This is a genomic window from Collinsella sp. 4_8_47FAA, assembly GCF_000763055.1.
Taxonomy (GTDB): domain Bacteria; phylum Actinomycetota; class Coriobacteriia; order Coriobacteriales; family Coriobacteriaceae; genus Collinsella.
The window spans coordinates 79,856-99,669 of the sequence record NZ_KN214139.1 but is presented as its reverse complement, the minus strand read 5'-3'; the positions used below and the strand labels follow the sequence as shown (position 1 = coordinate 99,669).

At 58.3% G+C, this 19,814-nt stretch carries 12 protein-coding genes and 2 rRNA genes; 10 read left to right on the top strand and 4 right to left on the bottom strand.

Annotated elements, in window-relative coordinates; all coding sequences use genetic code 11:
- The 5 genes from HMPREF9463_RS10000 to uvrB all read left to right on the top strand — a co-directional run.
- Positions 1-210, top strand: a 23S ribosomal RNA gene (locus HMPREF9463_RS10000); the annotation flags it as partial.
- A 150-nt stretch (positions 211-360) separates the two neighbouring features.
- Positions 361-476, top strand: a 5S ribosomal RNA gene (gene rrf, locus HMPREF9463_RS09995).
- Positions 477-666: 190 nt separating this feature from the next.
- Positions 667-1,308 (top strand): dephospho-CoA kinase, encoded by a 642-nt coding sequence (gene coaE / locus HMPREF9463_RS09990; RefSeq protein WP_035138906.1) that lies wholly within the window; start codon positions 667-669, stop codon positions 1,306-1,308.
- A complete protein-coding gene (locus HMPREF9463_RS09985) occupies positions 1,301-1,882 on the top strand; it encodes a lytic transglycosylase domain-containing protein (RefSeq protein ID WP_035138905.1) in 582 nt (193 codons plus the stop codon). Before coaE ends, HMPREF9463_RS09985 begins: the two co-directional genes overlap by 8 nt.
- Before the next feature lie 51 nt (positions 1,883-1,933).
- Positions 1,934-4,174: an excinuclease ABC subunit UvrB gene (gene uvrB / locus HMPREF9463_RS09980; protein WP_035138903.1), complete on the top strand. Its 2,241-nt coding sequence runs from the start codon at positions 1,934-1,936 to the stop codon at positions 4,172-4,174.
- 65 nt (positions 4,175-4,239) lie between these two features.
- Here uvrB and HMPREF9463_RS09975 read toward each other — a convergent pair whose 3' ends face one another.
- The 4 genes from HMPREF9463_RS09975 to HMPREF9463_RS09960 form a co-directional block, all read right to left on the bottom strand.
- On the bottom strand, positions 4,240-5,880 hold the full coding sequence (locus HMPREF9463_RS09975) for an NAD(P)/FAD-dependent oxidoreductase (protein ID WP_035138902.1): 1,641 nt from the start codon (positions 5,878-5,880) through the stop codon (positions 4,240-4,242).
- An 80-nt stretch (positions 5,881-5,960) separates the two neighbouring features.
- Positions 5,961-7,232 carry an NAD(P)/FAD-dependent oxidoreductase gene (locus HMPREF9463_RS09970; protein WP_035138900.1) on the bottom strand — a complete coding sequence of 424 codons (1,272 nt, stop codon included), beginning with the start codon at positions 7,230-7,232 and terminating at the stop codon, positions 5,961-5,963.
- A complete protein-coding gene (locus HMPREF9463_RS09965; RefSeq protein ID WP_022094864.1) occupies positions 7,233-8,063 on the bottom strand; it encodes an Mrp/NBP35 family ATP-binding protein in 831 nt (276 codons plus the stop codon).
- Between the two features lie 145 nt (positions 8,064-8,208).
- Positions 8,209-10,362, bottom strand: coding sequence for an LTA synthase family protein (locus HMPREF9463_RS09960; protein ID WP_052044237.1), 2,154 nt, complete (start codon positions 10,360-10,362; stop codon positions 8,209-8,211).
- 193 nt (positions 10,363-10,555) lie between these two features.
- Between HMPREF9463_RS09960 and uvrA the strand changes: the two genes are divergently transcribed.
- The 5 genes from uvrA (at position 10,556) to HMPREF9463_RS09935 (ending at position 19,680) form a co-directional block, all read left to right on the top strand.
- Complete coding sequence (uvrA, locus tag HMPREF9463_RS09955; RefSeq protein WP_035138899.1) at positions 10,556-13,435, top strand: excinuclease ABC subunit UvrA; 2,880 nt, start codon at positions 10,556-10,558, stop codon at positions 13,433-13,435.
- 132 nt (positions 13,436-13,567) lie between these two features.
- Complete coding sequence (gene ybaK / locus HMPREF9463_RS09950; RefSeq protein WP_006236166.1) at positions 13,568-14,068, top strand: Cys-tRNA(Pro) deacylase; 501 nt, start codon at positions 13,568-13,570, stop codon at positions 14,066-14,068.
- A 105-nt stretch (positions 14,069-14,173) separates the two neighbouring features.
- Entirely contained in the window at positions 14,174-15,754 is a 1,581-nt protein-coding gene (gene murJ / locus HMPREF9463_RS09945; RefSeq protein WP_035138898.1) for a murein biosynthesis integral membrane protein MurJ, read from the top strand.
- A gap of 6 nt (positions 15,755-15,760) precedes the next feature.
- Positions 15,761-17,701 carry an excinuclease ABC subunit UvrC gene (gene uvrC, locus HMPREF9463_RS09940; RefSeq protein WP_369796811.1) on the top strand — a complete coding sequence of 647 codons (1,941 nt, stop codon included), beginning with the start codon at positions 15,761-15,763 and terminating at the stop codon, positions 17,699-17,701.
- A 365-nt stretch (positions 17,702-18,066) separates the two neighbouring features.
- The gene (locus tag HMPREF9463_RS09935) at positions 18,067-19,680 is read left to right on the top strand and encodes an ABC transporter substrate-binding protein (RefSeq protein ID WP_035138897.1); all 1,614 of its coding nucleotides are present in this window, start codon (positions 18,067-18,069) and stop codon (positions 19,678-19,680) included.
- Positions 19,681-19,814 lie beyond the last annotated feature (134 nt).

Below are 19,814 nucleotides of genomic sequence, written 5' to 3'. Positions count from 1 at the left end.
CCTCCGGTGAACCGGTTGTCGACCAACGGCACGGCCGGGTAGCCGCGTGCGGCGCGGATAACCGCTGAAGGCATCTAAGCGGGAAGCCGTTCCAGGGATTAGTTCTCCTTCCGGTAAGGGCCCAGGTAGACTACCTGGTCGATAGACGGCAGGTGCAAGGACGGCGACGTCCTCAGCCGAGCCGCACTAATCGCCCGAGCTCTTCCGGAACCGCACCTCGCGGCCCGCGGGACATGCGCTCTTAGGCGCGGTCCGGGCACGAGGATGCCCCCGAGTCAGTTCCCTTTCCTATACGCCATGCGGCCCCCAGGGCACGCGAGAGAGACACCCGGACACCGTAACGGTGGGCGCCGCCCACCGGTCAGCGGCCAGAGCATGGGGGGCACGCCCGGTCCCGTTCCGAACCCGGAAGCTAAGCCCCATCGCGCCGAGAGTACTGCGGGGTCAGCCCGTGGGAGGCCAGGGCGCCGCTGACCGGTGGACGGCACCGAGCCGTCATCGAACTGAGAAGGGGGAGGCCTCGCGGCCTCCCCCTTTTTTGAGTTGTATATACGTTGTACTTTGGGACCTAGCTCCCCCGTATGTGCTCTTACTGTTTGGCTGTATTTTGAGTCCATCTAGTGTATTTGAGCGATAATTACTCGCATTGGCGTTAGGGAGGGCTTGATGTTTACCGTATTTGTCTTGGGCAATATTGCTTCGGGTAAGTCGACTGCCTGCCGCTATTTCGAATCTCGTGGCGCTATGCTTATCGATCTGGATGAGCTTGCAAAATCGCTGTATGTGCCGGGCTCTGATATCGTCAATACACTCGCGGATGAATTCGGTTGGGACATTTTGGATGAGGAAGGCGGCATTCGCCGCGGCATCCTCGCTTCTCGAGCTTTCGCTTCTCCTGATTCGGTCGCACGGCTCAATGACATCGTGCATCCCATTCTGATTGAACAGCTTTCGCTTAGGATTCTCGATCCGGTTTGTTGTACGGTTTCATCTCCCCGTTATCCTTTTGCGGTGGTCGAGGTTTCTGCTCCGACTGGTTTTGAGGATGCATTTGGCTTGGCTGATGAAATTTTGGTCATCAGCGCCCCTTTGTCAGTTCGTCGCGAGCGCGCTATTCAACGTGGCATGGAGCCATCTGATTTCGATGCCCGTTCTGCTTGCCAGCCCGAAGAGTCTGCGCTGTGCAATCTCGCTACAACTGTGATTGACAATGCGGCAGACGATAACTCGCTCTTTGAACAACTGGACGCATGGCTTTCGCGCCATGGGTTCGGGGATGTAGTGGATAAGGAGGAGGCCGATGCTTAAGACACGTTTCCTTACGTGGTATCGCCTTATACCGCTGGCTGCCGTTTTTGCCTTCGGCCTTATCTCATTCGTTTACTCGTATGCTCCTGCCGCTTTCTTTAAGCCGCTGTATCCGATTGACTACGAGGCGTATGTAAAGCAATCCAGCATTTCGCATAATCTGGATCCGTATCTGGTGTGCGCTGTCATTAAGTCTGAATCGAATTGGGATCCCGAGGCCGAGTCGAATCAGGGTGCTCAGGGATTGATGCAGCTGATGCCCGAGACTGCCCAGGATATGATCGCCAAGGGCCTTGTCGACGGTGGCGAGTATTCGGCCGACAATCTTAACGATCCGGCTACGAATATCGAGTTTGGCTGCGCATATCTTTCGTATCTTCTAGCGTATTTTAACGGGTCGACGGATAGCGCCATCGCCGCCTATAACGCCGGCATGGGCAATGTCGACGGATGGGCGCAGCAGGGTACGTCGCTTCATAATGCAATCACCTTTCCCGAGACGCAGGCGTATCTGATTCGTGTCAATAATGCCTGGGCTCGCTACAAGACCATCTATCCCGATCGGTTCGTATAGGACTATGCCTGCCGCCTGCGTATACTGCAGATGTATGAGTTAGGAGTATCCATGGCGGAATTTGAAGTAGAACGCGTTGGTGGTGAACTTAAGCGCTTTGGCGTTGAAGGCTCTGACGTGCCGTTTAAGGTCGTGTCTCCCTATGAGCCTGCCGGTTCCCAGCCTAAGGCCATTGAGTCGCTTGTGCAGGGCGTGAGGGACGGAGACCGCTATCAGGTTTTGCTGGGCGTGACTGGTTCGGGCAAGACCTTCACGATGGCAAAGACTATTGAGGCCCTGGGAAAGCCGACGCTGGTCATGGCTCCGAATAAAACGCTCGCCGCTCAGCTTGCGAGCGAGCTCAAAGAGTTCTTTCCCAACAACGCTGTGGTCTACTTCGTCTCGTACTACGACTACTATCAGCCCGAGGCGTATGTGCCGCAAAGCGATACATATATCGAGAAAGACTCCTCGATTAACGAAGAGGTCGAGATGCTGCGCCATCAGGCGACCGCGTCACTGCTCTCTCGACGCGATGTGATCGTTGTCGCATCGGTCTCGTGTATCTATGGCATTGGCTCTCCTGAGGACTATGCGGGTCTGGCTCCAAACGTCGACAAGAAGGTGCCGCTCGAGCGCGATGACTTTATCCATGCACTTATCGACATTCAATATGATCGCAATGACTATGACCTGGCACGCGGCACGTTCCGCGTGCGCGGCGATGTTGTCGACGTGTATCCGCCTTATGCCGAGCATCCGTTGCGGTTTGAGTTCTTTGGCGACGAGGTCGAGCTGATTGCCGAGATCGATGAGGTCACCGGTGAGATGCTTCGTGAGTACGAGGCCATCCCCGTATGGCCGGCATCGCACTACGTGACCGAGAAGCCGAAGGTCAAGGCGGCTCTGAAATCGATCAGCGAAGAGTGCGAGAAGCGCGTGGCGGAGCTCAAGGCGACCGACAAGTTGCTCGAGGCGCAGCGTCTGCAGCAGCGCACCGATTATGATCTTGAGATGCTCGAGACGATGGGCTTTTGCAACGGCATCGAGAACTACTCGCGTCATCTGGACGGTCGCAAACCGGGTGAGCCGCCGTTTACCTTGATCGACTACTTTCCCAAGGACATGCTTTGCATCATCGACGAGAGCCATGTGACGGTGCCGCAGATTCGCGGCATGCACGAAGGTGACCGTTCGCGTAAGGTGACCCTGGTGGAGCATGGTTTTCGCCTGCCCTCGGCGCTCGACAACCGTCCGCTTCGCTTCGATGAGTTTGAGGCAAGGATTCCGCAGTTCATCTACGTCTCGGCCACGCCGGGCGACTATGAGTTGCGCGTGAGTCAAAACGATGTTGAACAGATTATTCGTCCGACCGGCCTGCTCGACCCCAAGATCGATGTGCGTCCGGTTCGTGGGCAGATTGACGATCTTGAGGATGAGATTCGCGAGCGCGTTGCCCGCAAAGAGCGCGTGCTGGTGACCACGCTCACCAAGCGCATGGCCGAGGACCTGACCGACCACCTGCTTGATGCCGGCATTAAGGTCAACTACATGCACTCCGATACAGCGACGATGGACCGTGTCGAGATCCTGCGAACGCTGCGCGAGGGAAAGATTGATGTTCTCGTTGGCATCAACCTGCTCCGTGAGGGTCTAGACCTTCCTGAGGTCTCGCTGGTGGCAATTCTCGACGCTGACAAGGAAGGCTTCTTGCGCAACCGCCGTTCGTTGATTCAGACGATTGGTCGTGCGGCCCGTAATGCCGACGGCGAGGTCATCATGTATGCAGACGTTGTGACCGATTCGATGAAAGAAGCCATCGAGGAGACGCAACGCCGTCGCGAGATTCAGATGGCATATAACGAAGAGCATGGCATTGTGCCCAAGACAGTGCGCAAGGCCATCAACGACATCTCAAGTTTTATTGCCGAGGCCGAAAAAACCGTGGGTTCCAAGGGGCGCTCGAAGGGCGACTCTCTTGGCCATGGCGCATTCTATACGCCCGATGAGTCGGGCGAGGGCGGCGTGCCGGAAACGGTGGCGCCCGAGCAGACACTTGCGGAGCAGTTGGAAGAACTGCCGCATGACGAGCTTGTGCGGATTGTCGAAACCATGGAAGAGGATATGCGTAACGCTTCTGCCGCCATGGACTTTGAGGAGGCGGCGCGCCTGCGCGATGCCGTCGTTCAGATTCGGGCGATGCTCGAGGGCGCGTCTGAGGACGAGACGATCGAGCGCTTACGTTCACAGGCCCGCAAGGGTTCCACGTTCGCATCGGGCAGAAAACGCCAGGGTGCACGGTTTAAGAAATAGCGAACAGGCCCCGAGTTCCCTGTGGAGCTCGGGGCCTGTGTCTTTTGCGCACTGGAATTCGTGCGTTAGAGGTCTGCAATCAGGGCTTCGGCACAACGGATGCCGTCGGTGGCCGCGCTCATGATGCCGCCAGCATATCCAGCTCCCTCACCACAAGGGTAGAGGCCCGGGGTCGACACGGCATGGCACGTTCGGTCTCGGGTGACAGTGACAGGTGAGCTCGAACGAGTCTCCACGCCGGTAAGAACGGCATCGGGGCGGTCGTAGCCTCGTAGCTTTTTTCCGAGTAGGGGAAGTCCCAGGCGGAGCGACTCGACGATATGCTGCGGCAGGGCTTCGTCAATTGCCGTCCAGGTCACACCGAGCGGATAGGTGGGCTTTACCTTTCCGGGCGCCTTGCTGGCGCGTCCTGCGAGGAAATCTCCGACGAGTTGTGCCGGTGCGTTCCAGTTGGAACCGCCTAGGCGATAGGCGGCCGCCTCGCAGGCGCGCTGGAGCTCGATGCCGGCGAGCGGGTCATCGTTGGGAAGGTCCTCAGGCGTGACGTTAACGAGCAGGGCGGCGTTTGCGTTGCGTCCGTCGCGGGCATTGAGGCTGGCGCCGTTGACGCACAGGTGGCCCTGCTCGGAAGAGGCGGCGACAACCTGCCCGCCGGGGCACATGCAAAACGAGAACACGCTGCGGCCGTTGGGAAGATGGGCGACGAGCTTGTAGGGGGCTGCTCCGAGGGCAGGATGTCCCGCCAAGGCTCCATATTGGGCTCGGTCGATGTCGCGCTGCGGATGCTCGATGCGAACGCCCATGGCAAAGGTCTTTTGTGCGAGGGCCACGTTGTGGTCCTTAAGGAGCTCAAAAATATCGCGAGCAGAATGCCCGCAGGCGAGGATGAGGTGCTTTGTTTCGATTGGCTCGTAAGCGGCGTCTTGGGACGATTGGACATCAATACCGGTGATGGCGCCAGACGCGTCGGTGCGAATGTCGACGAGCTTCGTTCGATAACGGACGACACCTCCGAGCTGCTCGATGCGCTGGGATATAGCGGTGACAACCGTGGGAAGGATGTCGGAGCCAATGTGCGGCTTGGCATCCCACAGAATATCGCGGGGCGCACCTGCCTCGACGAAGGTTTCGAGGATAAGGCGATGGGCGGGATTTTTTGTTCCCGTATTGAGCTTGCCGTCCGAGAAGGTCCCCGCGCCGCCCAGACCAAACTGAATATTGCTCTCGGGGTCGAGGATGCGCTCCTTTAGAAAGAGGTCGATCGCCTGCGAGCGGCGAAATGCCGGGTCGCCGCGCTCGATAAGCAAGGGCTTAAGACCTGCTTCGGCGAGCGTGAGCGCAGCGAAAAGGCCGGCGCATCCGGCGCCGACAACGACGGGGCGCTCTTTGGATGCGTCGGAAATGGGGGAGGGGAATGAAGGCTCATCGTCTTCTATCGCGCGTACGCGCGAGCGGTCACGTTCGGAAACGCTGCCGACCGCTTCTCGCTCGAGGTGGGGACTGGTCAGCTCAACACGAAAGCTCAGGATAAAATGGACGTCTCGTTTTTTGCGAGCGTCGATTGACTTGCGGTGGAGCTCGATGGACTTGATCTCGGAGTCCTTGCAACGTAGGACGCGCTTGGCGACTCGCTTGCCAACAATGAGGCAGGCATTTTCATCGCCGGCTTCATCGAGCGAAGCGTTGACTTGGGTGATTTCGATCATCGAGGTCTCCTTAGAGGCAAGAAAGAGGCCGTCCGGTATCCCAGACGGCCCGAATGCGTTTTTGATTATAGACTGCGCGGCTACAGGCTACTTGCAGCGCGAATGCCCGAGAGCCATGCCCACGCAAGGTTAAAGCCTCCGCAATCGGCGTCGATGTCGAGCGCTTCGCCGCAGACGTAAAGCGGGGCGTCGACAACGCTGCGCGCGCGTAGACTGGGTGTTGAGATACTCTCGACAGATACGCCACCACGCGTGACCTGCGCCGAGCGCTCCTCGGCTGTTCCCTCGACGAGCAACTTAAAGTGCTTGAGGATCGAGACCAGGTGGATGACATCGTTGGAGCCTGGATGGCACTGCTCGAACGCCGTGCAGACGACGCGGGAGAGTTGCGGGGCGAGCATGCCGTCGAGCCAACGGGGACCGCGGGGCGAAAAGCCGCCGAGCAGCTCAACGCGCCGGTTGAGCATATCGAGCAGCTCGTCTTTGGAGAGGTCGGGGAAAACGTCGAGCAGGATCGTATCACCGCGCTGGATACGACGGGAGAGGTTGAAGACAGCGACGCCCGAGATGCCGAAGGCTCGAAACAGTACTTCACCGTCTTCGTGCCAGAGCTCACTATGGTTACGGGTGAGCGTCAAGCGGGCGCGGACGCGCAGACCATCCAACGTCTTGAGTGCCGCCCGATCGCCAACGACCGTTGCCGATACGGGGCAGAGGATGGGGCGCAGCGAGGTGAGGGGGAGGCCAAACGTATCGGCTATACCGGTGGGGTTGCCGCCCGTGGCGATAATTACGGCATGTGCCTCCAGGGCCTCGTTCTTGCGAGGGACATCGGCGAGCGCTTTCCGAAGCGAGCGGAGCTCCGATTTTCGGTCGTCGTGCTTCTTTGCCTTGAGTGCCCGCGCTGGACGGTCTATTTGGAGTGTCCAGCCTTCGGAAGCTTTGTGCGCCGAGGCAACGTTGGCTCCGCAGATTAAGGTGATACCTAGGCGGTCGCAAACGTTGAGAAGCGCGTCGCGCACCGATTCGGCGCGAAGGGAGCGCGGGTACAGCCGGCCTTCCTCGGAGGTTGTCATGATGCCCAGCGAGGAGAAGAAACCCATAAGCTCTTGTTCGGGCCGGGGGCCCATAACGGATTCAACGAATGCGGGGTGGTTATACCGCTGTGGATCAATCGATTCGTTGGAGAGGTTGCAGCGGCCGTTGCCGGTCGCAAGGAGCTTAAGGCCGCAGGCGACATCGCGCTCAACGATGCAGACGCTTTTGCCAGCTCGTGCGGCCGTAATGGCGGCGGCGAGGCCTGAAGCCCCGCCGCCGATTACCAGGACGTCATAGAAGGCGCTCGCGTTCACTTAGGCCTCGTCGGTCTCGTGCGGGGTAATGGCCTCGACGGCAGAGACTGCCTTGGGCAACATGCCATCGGGCAGTGCGGTCTCGACCTCGCCCTTATCGCAGGCCTCGGCGAGTGCCGGATTAATGGGAAGCTGGCCCAAGATGTCGAGGTTATAGCGCTCTGCGACCTCGGGGAGCTTGCTCTTGCCAAAGACCTCGATCTTCTTGCCGCAGTCGGGGCACTCAATATAGCTCATGTTCTCGACAATGCCCAGAATGGGGACGTTCATCTTCTCGGCCATGTTGACCGCCTTGGCGACGATCATCGAGACCAGATCCTGCGGGCTCGTGACGATGACGATGCCGTCGACGGGCAGTGACTGGAAGACGGTGAGAGCGACGTCGCCTGTTCCCGGAGGCATGTCGACCAGCAGGTAGTCGATGGGGCCCCACGAGGTCTCGCTCCAGAACTGCCTAATGGCGCCTGCGATGACCGGACCGCGCCAAAGGACGGGGTCGGTCTCGTTTTGGAGCAGCAGGTTGGAGCTCATGACCTTGACGCCGTGCTCGGAGATTTCGGGCAGCATAAGGTTGCCAAGGGCATGGACGTGGCGTCCGCTCATACCGAACATCTTGGGGATAGAGGGACCGGTGATGTCGGCATCGAGGACGCCGACCTTGTGGCCGTGACGGGCAAGCTCGGTGGCGATGGCACCGGTGACAAACGACTTGCCGACACCGCCCTTGCCGGAAAGCACGGCGATGACGCGTTTGACCTCGGACAGCGTATTCTCCTCAAATTGCGACGGCGACGTTTGTCCGCCGGCGGCCTGTGCGTGCTCGCAACCCATGTATGACTCCTTTGTATATGTTGGGGCCGGGGCCCCGTGATGTGACACGAGCGTCATTGTACCCTCGTTTGCGAGCGGGAGTCATTTACGATGCATTTGGGCCGAGCGTGCTTGCAATACGATGGGTCCAAGCGAATGGGCGGGCTTACTGAACTTTGCTGGCGAACTCAAGGTATTGCATGCGCTGCAGCTTGTCGATCGTCGAGGCGTATGGGCTGTCTTCAGATTCCAAGTCGTAGCGCAGCCCGTCGGCACCAAGGTAGCCGGCGACATTGATGGTGGGCACATCTGACCTTGTTGCAAGCAGAGCCTTTTGATAGTCGGTGAGCGGGGCGCCGATCTTATTAAGGGTAATGGCTGCAATCTCGTTTGCCCCGACGGTGTCGTAGACGTTGAGCTCGGTATTGCCGGCGATTTCATAGTTAGCCCAGACAAAATATGTCGACTGATAGATACGGAAAGCGTGGCTTGCCGTATCTTCCTGAGGGTACAGCTCGTCGTTGAGAGTTGTTGCGGCGCTCGGCTGATGGTCGCCAAAAAAGACAAGGACAACCGGTCTGCCGATATTGCGGAGCTCGTTGATAAAGTACTCGAGGTCCCGGTCGGATGCGTTGATGCAGGTAAGATAGGTGTTGAGCGCGCTATTGGCACCCTCGCTGGCTCCCTCGACCCAATAGTTTGTCAGCTCCTCGGCGGGAACGGTGCCATAGTCGTAGCCGCCGTGATTTTGCATCGTGACGTCAAAGATGAACTGCGGGGCTTCGTCGGTTCTAAGCAGGTCGAGTATCTTGTCGTAGGTGGCGTAGTCGCATACGCCGGCATGGTAACAGGGCGCACCTTCGAAATCGCCGATTGAAAGAAAGTCTCCAAAGCCCAGCTGCTGATAGATTTTATCTCGATGGTAGTTGACGGGGTTTTGCGGGTGCATGGCGGTAGCGGTATACCCAAGCTCCTTAAGGTCCTTTGCCAGGCTGTTGACGCCATTCATCTGATACAGCTGATAGGGGATTTTGCCTAATCCGACAAAGGCCGTTGTCGCTCCGGTCAAAAATTCGAATTCGGAGTTCGCCGTTCCGCCACCGGCGACCGAAGCGAGCATGGTGCCGCGAACAAGTGTGTCGGGAAGCGAGTTGTAGAATGCGGGGCCGGTGTACCCGGCCGCCTGGAGTTGCTCAAAGCACGAAAGATCGCTAAAACTCTCATTCATGACGGCAACAATCGTCGGCTTGATTTCATTGAACTGGGCAACGGCCGCCGCGCGCTGCTCGCTCGAGCCATACGTGCTGTCGTAGGCGGCGGCGAGCTCCTGCTCGATGCTCTGCGCCTCATCGGGCGTATAGTCTTCGGGCTTCTCAATGGGCAACTCGTTGACCATTTCGGTGAACGAAGTGATAAAACCCTGAGACGCATACGTGGTGATGGGCTGCCAACGGTCAAATCCAAAATTCAGCGCCTGCTCCAAGTCGATGCTGGAAAAGCCCGAGAGCCCCACAACGGTCACTAGCAGAAAAGCGCAGAGGTTAGCGGCGATTGCGGGGAAGACATGGGTTGGCGTACGGAGCTTTCTCGGTCGGATAAGCGAAAGAAGCCCTAGGGAAATCTCCAGCAGGGCTAGAGAGGTTACGATTCCGGCGGTAAAGGTAAACTCGTATCCCTCGCTCACTTCCATTGCGGTGCCAAGGGCCAAGATATCGCTTGGCAGGATGGCCTCGCCTTTAAACGTTATGACGAAGTGCTCGGCAATGCCAAGGATGCAACAGGCGACGGGCACGAGGGCCATGACGCCTCCATGACGCTGTCCCAGCAAATAAAGGGAGAGCAGAACCGTCGCGAGCAGCCCGACGGAAAACCCGAATGAGTTGGCGGGAATGCGATAGAACGTTTCGTTACAGGCAATTTCGAGTGAAACGAACGAGAGCGCTGAAACAGCGGCGATGACAAGGATGTCACGGCAAATACAGGCAACCGTTCCCGTCGCAAGATCGGTTTGGTCGATAAGTCCCGAAACCAAGGGCTCGACAAGAAGTATGACGGCGGTAGCACCGAGCGCCGAATAAGAAAGGACCCATAGGGAATTGTCCTCATTTACGAGCAATTGATTCGTAATCCATGCAGCTACCATGCCGAGCGGGATGAGGAGCGTCGCGCACCAAAAGACGCGGGCAATGGGCGGCTTTTCATTGTGTTTGATTGAAAAATATACGCGCACCACGACGATGGCCACGATAAGGACGGCGATGAATATGGGCAGATTGGCCATGTCGCTCGAAGTGATTTCAAGGGGGATATCTTCGGTCATGGACGTTCCTCTGTTACGGCAAATTAAGTTCAGTATTAGATTACTGTAACCTTTCCACGGCATTTCGAGAAACAAAGCGCCCGATACGCAAAGCTAAAGGTCTGCGAATCTTGTATTACGAACATCTGTGCACGTCGAGTGCGCTAAACTCATCGACAGTATGATTCGATGCAATAGGAGGCAAGGAGCTTCCATGTCTGATTCTTCTATCGTTATTCGCGGCGCTCGTGAGCACAACCTCCGTGATATCGATGTTTCCATTCCGCGTGACCAACTCGTGGTCATTACCGGTCTTTCTGGCTCGGGCAAGAGTTCGCTGGCATTTGACACTATCTATGCCGAGGGCCAGCGTCGATACGTCGAGAGTCTTTCGAGCTATGCGCGCCAGTTCTTGGGCCAGATGGACAAGCCCGACTTGGATTCAATCGACGGCCTTTCGCCGGCGGTGTCGATCGACCAAAAGACGACGTCTAAAAACCCTCGCTCGACGGTTGGCACCGTAACCGAGATTTATGACTATCTGCGCCTGCTGTTCGCCCGTGTGGGCACCCCGCACTGTCCCGAATGCGGCCGCGTCATTGAGCGCCAGACGACCGACCAGGTTGCCGACAAGGTCTTGGCGGCGGGGGAGGGCCGCCGCGCGTTTGTGCTGGCGCCGGTGGTGCGCGGGCGAAAAGGCGAGTACACCAAACTGTTTGAGGATCTTCGCGCCGAGGGCTTTAGCCGCGTGCGTGTCGACGGTGAAGTGCGCTCGCTCGACGACCCGATCGATCTGGACAAGAAGTTCAAGCACGATATCGAGGTCGTGGTCGATCGCATCGTGATCCGTGAGAACTCTCTTGGCCGTATCGCCGAGTCTGTTGAGCAGGCGACCGCGCTGGCTCACGGCAATGTAAACGTGTACATGCTGCCCGATCGTGATGCTCCCGAGGGGACCGAGGGCGAGCTTCTGGAGTATTCGTTGGCCTTGGCGTGCCCGGAGCATGGACACTCCATTGACGATCTTCAGCCGCGTGATTTTTCGTTCAACGCTCCCTATGGCGCATGTCCTGAGTGCGACGGCCTGGGCTTTAAGAAAACCGTTGATGCCGAGGCGCTGATTGAGGATCCCTCGAAGTCCATTGCCGACGGAGTCTTTGGTAGCCTGTTTGGCAATTCGAACTACTATCCGCAGATTTTTGCTGCGGTCTGCAAACACTTTAAGGTGAGCGCCGATACGCCGTGGGAGGACTTGCCCCCTCGCGTGCGTCGTGCATTCTTGGATGGCCTGGGCGATACGAAGATCTCGGTCGACTACCAAAAGCTCGACGGACGTCGCAGCCAGTGGGATACCAAGTTTTCGGGCGTTCGCAACATCCTGTACGAACGCTATACCGAGACGACGAACGAGAACACCAAGACGCGCCTGGAGAAGTACATTCGCGAGGAACCGTGCTCGAGCTGCCACGGCGCTCGTTTGCGCCCTGAGATGCTCGCCGTCACCGTGGGCGGCAAGTCCATTTACGAAGTTTGTTGCCTGTCGTGCCGTGAATCGCTCGAGTTTTTTGAGGGCCTGGAACTCACCGAGCGCCAACAGTTTATCGGCGGCCGTATCGTCAAGGAAATTCTGGAGCGCCTGCGTTTTCTGGTCGATGTTGGACTCGACTATCTGACACTCGATCGCGCCTCGGCGACGCTTTCCGGTGGCGAGGCACAGCGTATTCGCTTGGCAACGCAGATCGGCGCGGGTCTCATGGGCGTGCTCTATATTCTGGACGAGCCCTCGATCGGTCTTCATCAGCGTGACAACGAGCGCCTGATCAAGACGCTCGAGCGCCTGCGCGATATCGGCAATACCGTTATCGTTGTCGAACACGACGAGGATACAATCCGTGCCGCCGACTACGTGATCGACATGGGGCCCGGCGCCGGTGTCAACGGCGGGCACGTAGTCGCGGCGGGAACGCCTGCCGATATCATGGCGTGTCCTGAGTCGATGACGGGCGCTTATCTGACCGGCAAACGAATGATCCGGGTGCCTGATGAACGGCGCAAGCCCGGTCGCGGCTGCCTTAAAATTACGGGCGCTCGAGCCAACAACCTCAAAAACGTTACCGCCAAGATCGAGTTTGGTACGCTTACGGTTGTTACCGGCGTGTCGGGATCGGGCAAGAGCTCCCTGGTTACCGACACCATTGCGCCTGCCCTTACGAATGCCATTCACCGCTCGACGCGCCCCGTGGGTCCGTATAAGAAAATCGAGGGCATCGAGTGTATCGATAAGGTTATCGATATCGACCAGTCGCCGATTGGCCGCACGCCGCGTTCCAACCCTGCTACCTATATCGGCCTGTGGGATGATCTTCGCGCGCTGTTTGCGAGTACGCCGGAGTCGAAGGCGCGCGGCTACTCGCCGGGTCGTTTCTCCTTTAATGTGAGTGGCGGGCGCTGTGAGGCGTGCAAGGGCGACGGGCAGATGAAGATCGAGATGCACTTCCTTCCCGATATCTACGTTCCCTGCGAAGTTTGCGGCGGTAAACGCTACAACCGCGAGACACTCGAGGTCACCTACCGTGGCAAGACCATCTCGGACGTGCTCGACATGAGCGTCACCGAGGCGCTGGCCTTCTTTGGGAATATCCCGCAGATTAAGCGCAAGCTCCAGACGCTGTACGATGTAGGCTTAGGCTACGTGAGCCTGGGCCAGCCCGCCACGACGCTCTCGGGCGGCGAGGCGCAGCGTGTGAAGCTCGCCAAGGAGCTTCATCGACGCCAGACGGGCAAGACGTTCTATATTTTGGACGAGCCGACGACCGGCCTTCATTTTGAGGACGTCCGCCAGCTGCTCGATGTGCTGCAGCGCTTGGTCGATGCGGGCAACACGGTGCTGGTGATTGAGCACAACCTTGATGTCATCAAGGTTGCCGACCGCCTGATCGATATGGGTCCCGAAGGCGGTAACGGCGGCGGAACCGTCGTGGTTTCGGGCACACCGGAGCAGGTTGCGGACTGTCCACAGAGTTATACGGGCAAGTTTTTGGCGCCGTTGCTCAGGCGTGACCGGGAGCGTCAGGCTCAACTTGATGCTCAATAAATAGACGATTCAGTTTATGGGCGCCATCGACTCCTTGTGATTCGATGGCGCTTGCTGTGCCGAAGTGACGTATGCAGCCGAATTGGACATATACTTAATCCTTGCGTCCGAATGCGAGGGAAAGGATATGTCATGGCAAAGGCTGTAAAGACGCCAAAAACCAATGCGATGCGCGAGCTGGAAAGTGCCGGCATTTCCTATGTTCTACATACGTACGAAGACGATGGTGATGAGTCGGTGGGCCTGGGGGTCGCGATTTCGGAGCAGCTTGGCGAGGAGCCCGGTCAAGGATTTAAGACTTTGGTCTGTGTGACGCCGTCCAACGACTATGTCGTGTGCTGCATCCCTGTTGCCGACGAGCTCGATTTAAAGTCCGCCGCGCGTGCCGCGGGGGAAAAGTCCTTGGCCATGATGCATGTGAAGGATTTGCTTGCGGCGACTGGCTACGTTCGCGGCGGCTGCAGCCCGGTCGGTATGAAAAAACGCTACCGGACGCTCATTGATGAGACGTGTGTCCTTTGGGATACCATTTTTATTTCGGGAGGCAAGCGTGGTTATCAGCTCGAGCTTGCACCCGATGATTTAATTGCATTTTGCGGGGCGACGGTTGCCGCGATTACGAGAGAGGACTGAGCGATGCCGCAGGAAGAATTGAAGCGCGGAGCTCATTTTGCAAAAGAATCTGCGCCTCAGACACCCTCATCCGAAGCTCCTTCGTCGCGAGATGACACTGACGACATGGGCTCGTCGGACTACTCCACGGTTGGTCGTTCCGCTGGGCTTATGACCATCCTGACCATCGTGTCTCGCGTTACCGGTTTTATCCGCACGTGGGCAATGGCGGCCGCTATCGGCATGTCGCTACTCTCGTCCTCCTATCAGGTCGCCAACAACCTGCCCAATATGCTCTACGAACTCGTGATGGGCGGCATGCTCGTGACGGCGTTTTTGCCCGTGTACATGGGCGTGAGGCGTGAGCAGGGTCGCGAGGCCTCGAACGAGTACGTGGGCAACCTGCTCGGCATTCTGCTTTTGGTGCTGGGTGGCATTTCGTTGCTGGGGACCGTGTTCGCCCCGGGCTTTATCTGGACGCAATCGTTCCTTTCGGGTGACGGCGGCAGCATGGATACCGCTGCGTTCATGTTCCGTTTCTTTGCCATCCAGATTCTGTTCTATGGTTTGGGCTCGGTGTTTTCGGGCGTTCTCAACGCACACCGCGACTACTTCTGGTCGACGTTTGCCCCGGTCCTCAACAATGTGATCGTCATTGCGAGCTTTATGGGTTTTGCGCCCGTGTCCGCACAGTTTGGCGAACGTGCCGGCATCATCTTAATTGCGGCCGGTACGACCCTCGGTGTCTTTGTTCAGATGGCATGTCAGATCCCCGCGCTTGGCAAGCACGGCGTGCATCCCCATATCCATATCGACTTTAAGGACCCCGCGCTGCGCCAGACGATTGCGCTCGGTATCCCGACGCTGCTCGCCACGGTGTGCATGTTTGTCTCGACTTCTATCACCAACGCTGCCGCGCTGGTGGTCCAGCCCGAGACCGGTCCTTCTGTCATCGCCTATGCGCGCCTGTGGTACACGCTGCCCTACGCGCTGATTGCCGCCTCGCTTTCGACGGCGCTCTATACCGAGCTCTCTCACGACGCACAGGAGAAGGATTACGACAGCGTTCGCACGGGCATTTCGCGTGGCGTCGCCCAGATGCTGTTCTTCCTGATTCCGTTCGCGCTGTACCTGATTGTCTTCGCGCGTCCGCTCAACATGATTTACTGTGCCGGCAAGTTTGATGAGTCCGGCGTGGCGCTGGTGTCCGAGTTCCTTGTCTACCTGGCGTTCTCGCTGCCGCTCTACGGCGTGGTCGTGTTGATGCAGAAGAGCTTCTCTGCCTTGCTCGACATGAAGCCCTATAGCCGCTATTGCCTGTATTCCGCCATCGGCCAGGCCGGCTCGGTTCTGCTGTTTGGCGTTGTGCTGGGCTTCGGTATGCCGGCAATCGCGCTTTCGTATGTCGTCGACTACGTGATCTTGGTCGGTTGTTCGCTGTGGTGGCTGCGTCGTCGTCTGCGTGGTCTTCAGGTCAAATCTATCCTGCATGGCGGTTTCTTTGGCCTTTTGCTCGGTGGCCTGGGTGCTGCCACAGGCGCCGGCGTTATGTGGGCGCTTGAGCACTTTGTCGGCGCACTTGGCGGCTCGATTCTGTTTACTCTTGGCTACGTTTGCGTTGCCGGTGTCGTCTCGCTTGCTGTTACCTTTGGCCTTGCCGTCGTCCTTAAGATGCCCGAGGTCTCGGCGCTGCTTCGTCGCAAGTAGGTGCGTGTGGCCGGTCACGACAACATTCCAACACTCGCCGAGCAGGTTTCGCGCGTTCCCACGCAGCCCGGATGCTACCTTTGGAAGGATGCCAAGGGCGATGTCATCTACGTTGGCAAGGCGAAAAACCTGCGTTCCCGTATGCGCCAGTACGTGACGCTGCAGGATGAGCGTCAAAAGATCCCGCTGATGATGCAGCTGGTGGCGAGCTTTGACTACATCGTTGTCGAAACCGAGCATGAGGCGCTTGTACTCGAGCGCAACCTGATCGGCCAGTACCATCCGTACTTTAACGTCGACCTCAAGGATGACAAGAGCTACCCCTTTATCGCCATTACAAAGGGCGACCTGTATCCCGCTATCAAATACACGCGTGAGCGTCATAAGCCGGGAACGCGCTATTTTGGACCCTATACCGATAGCCGTGCGGCACGTGAGACGATAGATACGCTGCGCAAGGTTATCCCCATCTGCTCTGCATCCTGTGCGGAGTGGCGTCGTTGTCGCCGTATCATCGAGTCCCACAAGGGCGAGGAAGACATCGTCAATATGATTTGCGCGCAAAACGGGCGCCCCTGCTTTGACTACCATGTCGGGCGCGGCCCGGGTGCGTGTGTCGGCGCGATTTCCCCGGCAGACTATGCCAAGAACGTCAAGCGCGTCGAGCGCTTTTTGTCGGGCCATCGCAAGGATGTCGTCGACGAGCTGACTTCCGAGATGGCGGATGCCGCCGAGGCACTCGATTTTGAGCGCGCGGCACGCGTCAAGCGTCGTTTGGAGGTCATCAGGGGTCTGGACGACCGTCAGCAAGTCGTTTTTCCCTCCAGTGTCGATATCGATGTCATCGGTTTCTACCGCGAGGAGACCATCTCTGCCGCTTGCGTCTTTGTCGTGCGTGAGGGCCGAACAGTTCGCACCTGCGAGTTCATTCTCGACAAGGGTCTTGATGTTGACGAGGAAGAGCTCCAGTCGGGCTTTCTTAAGCGCTATTACGACGAGACGGCTGATATTCCAGCTGAGATAAACCTCTCTGTCGAGCTTGAGGATGCGGAGGCGCTGGGGGAGTGGCTTGCAGGCAAGCGCGAGCGTTCCTGCCATCTCCATAGGCCGCAGCGTGGCGAAAAGCACCGTTTGCTCGATATGGCATCCAAAAATGCGCGCCATGCCCTCATGCGCTACATGATGCGAACGGGGTACGCTGACGACCGCACCAATCAAGCGCTCTTGGAGCTCGAAAGCGCGCTGGCGCTGCCGGCGCCGCCGATGCGTATCGAGTGCTTCGATATCTCGACGCTGCACGGAACCTTTACCGTCGCCTCGATGGTGGTGTTTACCAACGGGCGCGCTGACAAGAGCCAGTACCGTCGTTTTAAAATTCAGGCCGAATTGGACGAGGCGAACGACTTCGTATCGATGTCCGAGGTTCTGGGGCGTCGCTATGCTCCCGAGCGCATGGCGGACGAGCGCTTTGGCTCGCGCCCCGATTTGCTCGTTGTCGATGGCGGCAAGCCGCAATTGACCGCTGCAATTAAGCAACTTGAGGCGCTCGGCCTCGATATACCAGTTTGTGGCTTGGCAAAGGCCGATGAGGAGGTTTTCGTGCCGTGGGACGAGACTCCCGTCGTGCTGCCGACCGGCTCCGCTTCGCTTTACCTGATCAAGCAGGTTCGCGATGAATCCCACCGATTTGCGATTACGTTCCACCGCGAGTTGCGCGATAAGGCTATGACGGTTTCGGTGCTTGACGACGTTCCGGGCGTGGGACCCACTAGAAAACGTGCCATCATGCGCCATTTTGGCTCGATGAAGCGCTTGCGCGCGGCAAGCGAGCAGGAGATTGCGGAAGTTCGAGGCGTTCCGGCCGATGTCGCCAAAGCAGTCCACGAGGCGCTCGTTGCGTGGAATGCCGAGCGCGCCGAGGCGGCGGCTGGCCATTCCGATAGCTAAACACGAGCCTAAACTACTGATATACATGATTGCGTGATTTTCAACCATTTATTTCGCCATGATTGCCTGCTGGTTTCGGGTTTTATTAACGCTAAAACGTTTGACTAGTCATGGTGAACAACCCTGCTATCCTGCGGGTTGACGAAGACTGATATCTCACCTCGCCGATACATACTGTCTGGCGAATCGTTTGTCAACGAATTCGGTGAACGGTAGTAAATACCGTTCAAGCGGATGTATGTATCGGTCGCCGAGCGCGGCACCTCAGTTGGGTTCGTCGGTAGGTAAGGTATATATCGTCCGCAAGTTGCGCGGGGGCAAGTCTAGGTGCTCCCGAGTAAGATTCTCTATTGATAGGAGAAGACATGGCCATCATCAACAAGGGTATGTCCAGGCGTTCGTTCCTCGGCCTCACCGGCAGCGTCGCTGCTGTCGCAGGGCTTGGTCTCACCGGCTGCGGTGGCAGCTCTAGCGACGAGGGTTCCGCTTCCGGTTCCACCGATTCCGCCAACCGTGGCGGCGGCGTGATCACCGCTGGTTCCGCTTACGCTCCGTCCAGCTTCGATCCCGCCAGCACCGGCTCTGCTGTGGGCCTGGGTGCTAACTGGCACGTCGTCGAGGGCCTCTACGGCATCGATTACCACGACTACAGCACCTTCAACGAGCTCGCCACCGACGATCCCAAGTCTGTGGACGACACCACTTTCGAGGTCACCATCCGCAAGGGCGCCAAGTTCTCCGATGGCACCGAGGTCACCGCTGACGATGTCGTCGCCTCCTACACCGCTTGCGCCGCTTCCGCTACCTATGCTCCGTTCTTCCAGCCCTTCGAGTCCATCGAGGCCAAGGACGCCAGTACCGTGACGGTCAAGACCAAGGTCCCCAACTTCTCCCTGCTCAAGGATCGTCTGGCCATCGTCCGCGTTACCCCGGCCACTCAGACCGAGGAAGATCGCGCCAAGCAGCCGATCGGCTCCGGCCCCTGGATGTACGACTCTATCTCCGATACCGAGATCACCCTGGTTCCCAACCCCGAGTACAACGGTGAGTATGCTGCCGAGGATAAGAAGATCCAGTACAGCATCCTGACCGACCCCACCGCTCGCGTTACCGCTCAGCAGGAGGGCTCCACGCTCGTTATGGAGCTCGTTACCGCTGACGCCGTCGACCAGCTCGAGAGCGCCGGCTGCAAGATCGATAACGTTCAGGGTTTCGGCACCCGCTTCATCATGTTCAACGTCGCCAAGGAGCCTTGGAACAACGTCAAGGTCCGTCAGGCCGTCATGTATGCGCTCGACACCGAGAAGATGGTCAGCAACACCTTCGCCGGCCTTGCCACCGCTGCCAGCTGCTACCTGCCCAAGAGCTTCACCAACTATCATGAGGCTTCCACGGTGTACAAGACTGACGCCAAGAAGGCTAAGAAGCTCATCGAGGAGTCTGGCATCACCCCGGGTGCCATCACCCTGCGCACCACCGACAACGAGCAGATTAAGGGCATGGCCGCCCAGGTCAAGAACGACCTCGACGCTCTCGGCTTCGATGTGACCATCCAGACCGATACCTCGCCGGCTACCTACGCTGCCATTGACGGCGGCGAGGCCTACGATATCCTCCTTGCCCCTGGCGATCCTTCCTGCTTCGGCGCTGATCCCGACCTGCTGCTCAACTGGTGGTACGGCGACAACGTCTGGATGCAGACCCGTTGCCCGTGGAAGGAGTCCGCTGAGTGGCAGAAGCTCCACGGTCTCATGGACGAGGCTCTTGCCGCCGAGGGCGACGAGCAGCAGAAGAAGTGGAACGAGTGCTTCGACATCATTGCCGACAACGCCGTTCTGTACCCCGTTGTCCACGTCAAGACCGTCTCCGCTTCCTGGGACGATCCGTCCACTGCGCCCAACGGCGAGGCCCTCGATGGCTTCAAGGGCATCGGCACGACGAGCATGTCCTTCAGGGGCGTTGCGACCGTCAAGGCGTAAGACTCGCTTGAGTCTGTATGCAGGATGTCGGTCGTTGGGACCGTATCCTCATAGTTGAAACAAAGACCCGGGCGGCAACAATGTCGCTCGGGTCTTGTAATGAGTATCCGTACTCATATACCAGTTGGTCCTAC

What these genes read in the sequence shown, in the direction of transcription:
- coaE (WP_035138906.1), top strand. Translation starts at nt 667, where the DNA reads ATGTTTACCGTATTTGTCTTGGGCAATATTGCTTCGGGTAAGTCGACT.
- HMPREF9463_RS09985 (WP_035138905.1), top strand. Translation starts at nt 1,301, where the DNA reads ATGCTTAAGACACGTTTCCTTACGTGGTATCGCCTTATACCGCTGGCT.
- uvrB (WP_035138903.1), top strand. Translation starts at nt 1,934, where the DNA reads ATGGCGGAATTTGAAGTAGAACGCGTTGGTGGTGAACTTAAGCGCTTT.
- HMPREF9463_RS09975 (WP_035138902.1), bottom strand. Translation starts at nt 5,880, where the DNA reads ATGATCGAAATCACCCAAGTCAACGCTTCGCTCGATGAAGCCGGCGAT.
- HMPREF9463_RS09965 (WP_022094864.1), bottom strand. Translation starts at nt 8,063, where the DNA reads ATGGGTTGCGAGCACGCACAGGCCGCCGGCGGACAAACGTCGCCGTCG.
- HMPREF9463_RS09960 (WP_052044237.1), bottom strand. Translation starts at nt 10,362, where the DNA reads ATGACCGAAGATATCCCCCTTGAAATCACTTCGAGCGACATGGCCAAT.
- uvrA (WP_035138899.1), top strand. Translation starts at nt 10,556, where the DNA reads ATGTCTGATTCTTCTATCGTTATTCGCGGCGCTCGTGAGCACAACCTC.
- ybaK (WP_006236166.1), top strand. Translation starts at nt 13,568, where the DNA reads ATGGCAAAGGCTGTAAAGACGCCAAAAACCAATGCGATGCGCGAGCTG.
- murJ (WP_035138898.1), top strand. Translation starts at nt 14,174, where the DNA reads ATGGGCTCGTCGGACTACTCCACGGTTGGTCGTTCCGCTGGGCTTATG.
- HMPREF9463_RS09935 (WP_035138897.1), top strand. Translation starts at nt 18,067, where the DNA reads ATGGCCATCATCAACAAGGGTATGTCCAGGCGTTCGTTCCTCGGCCTC.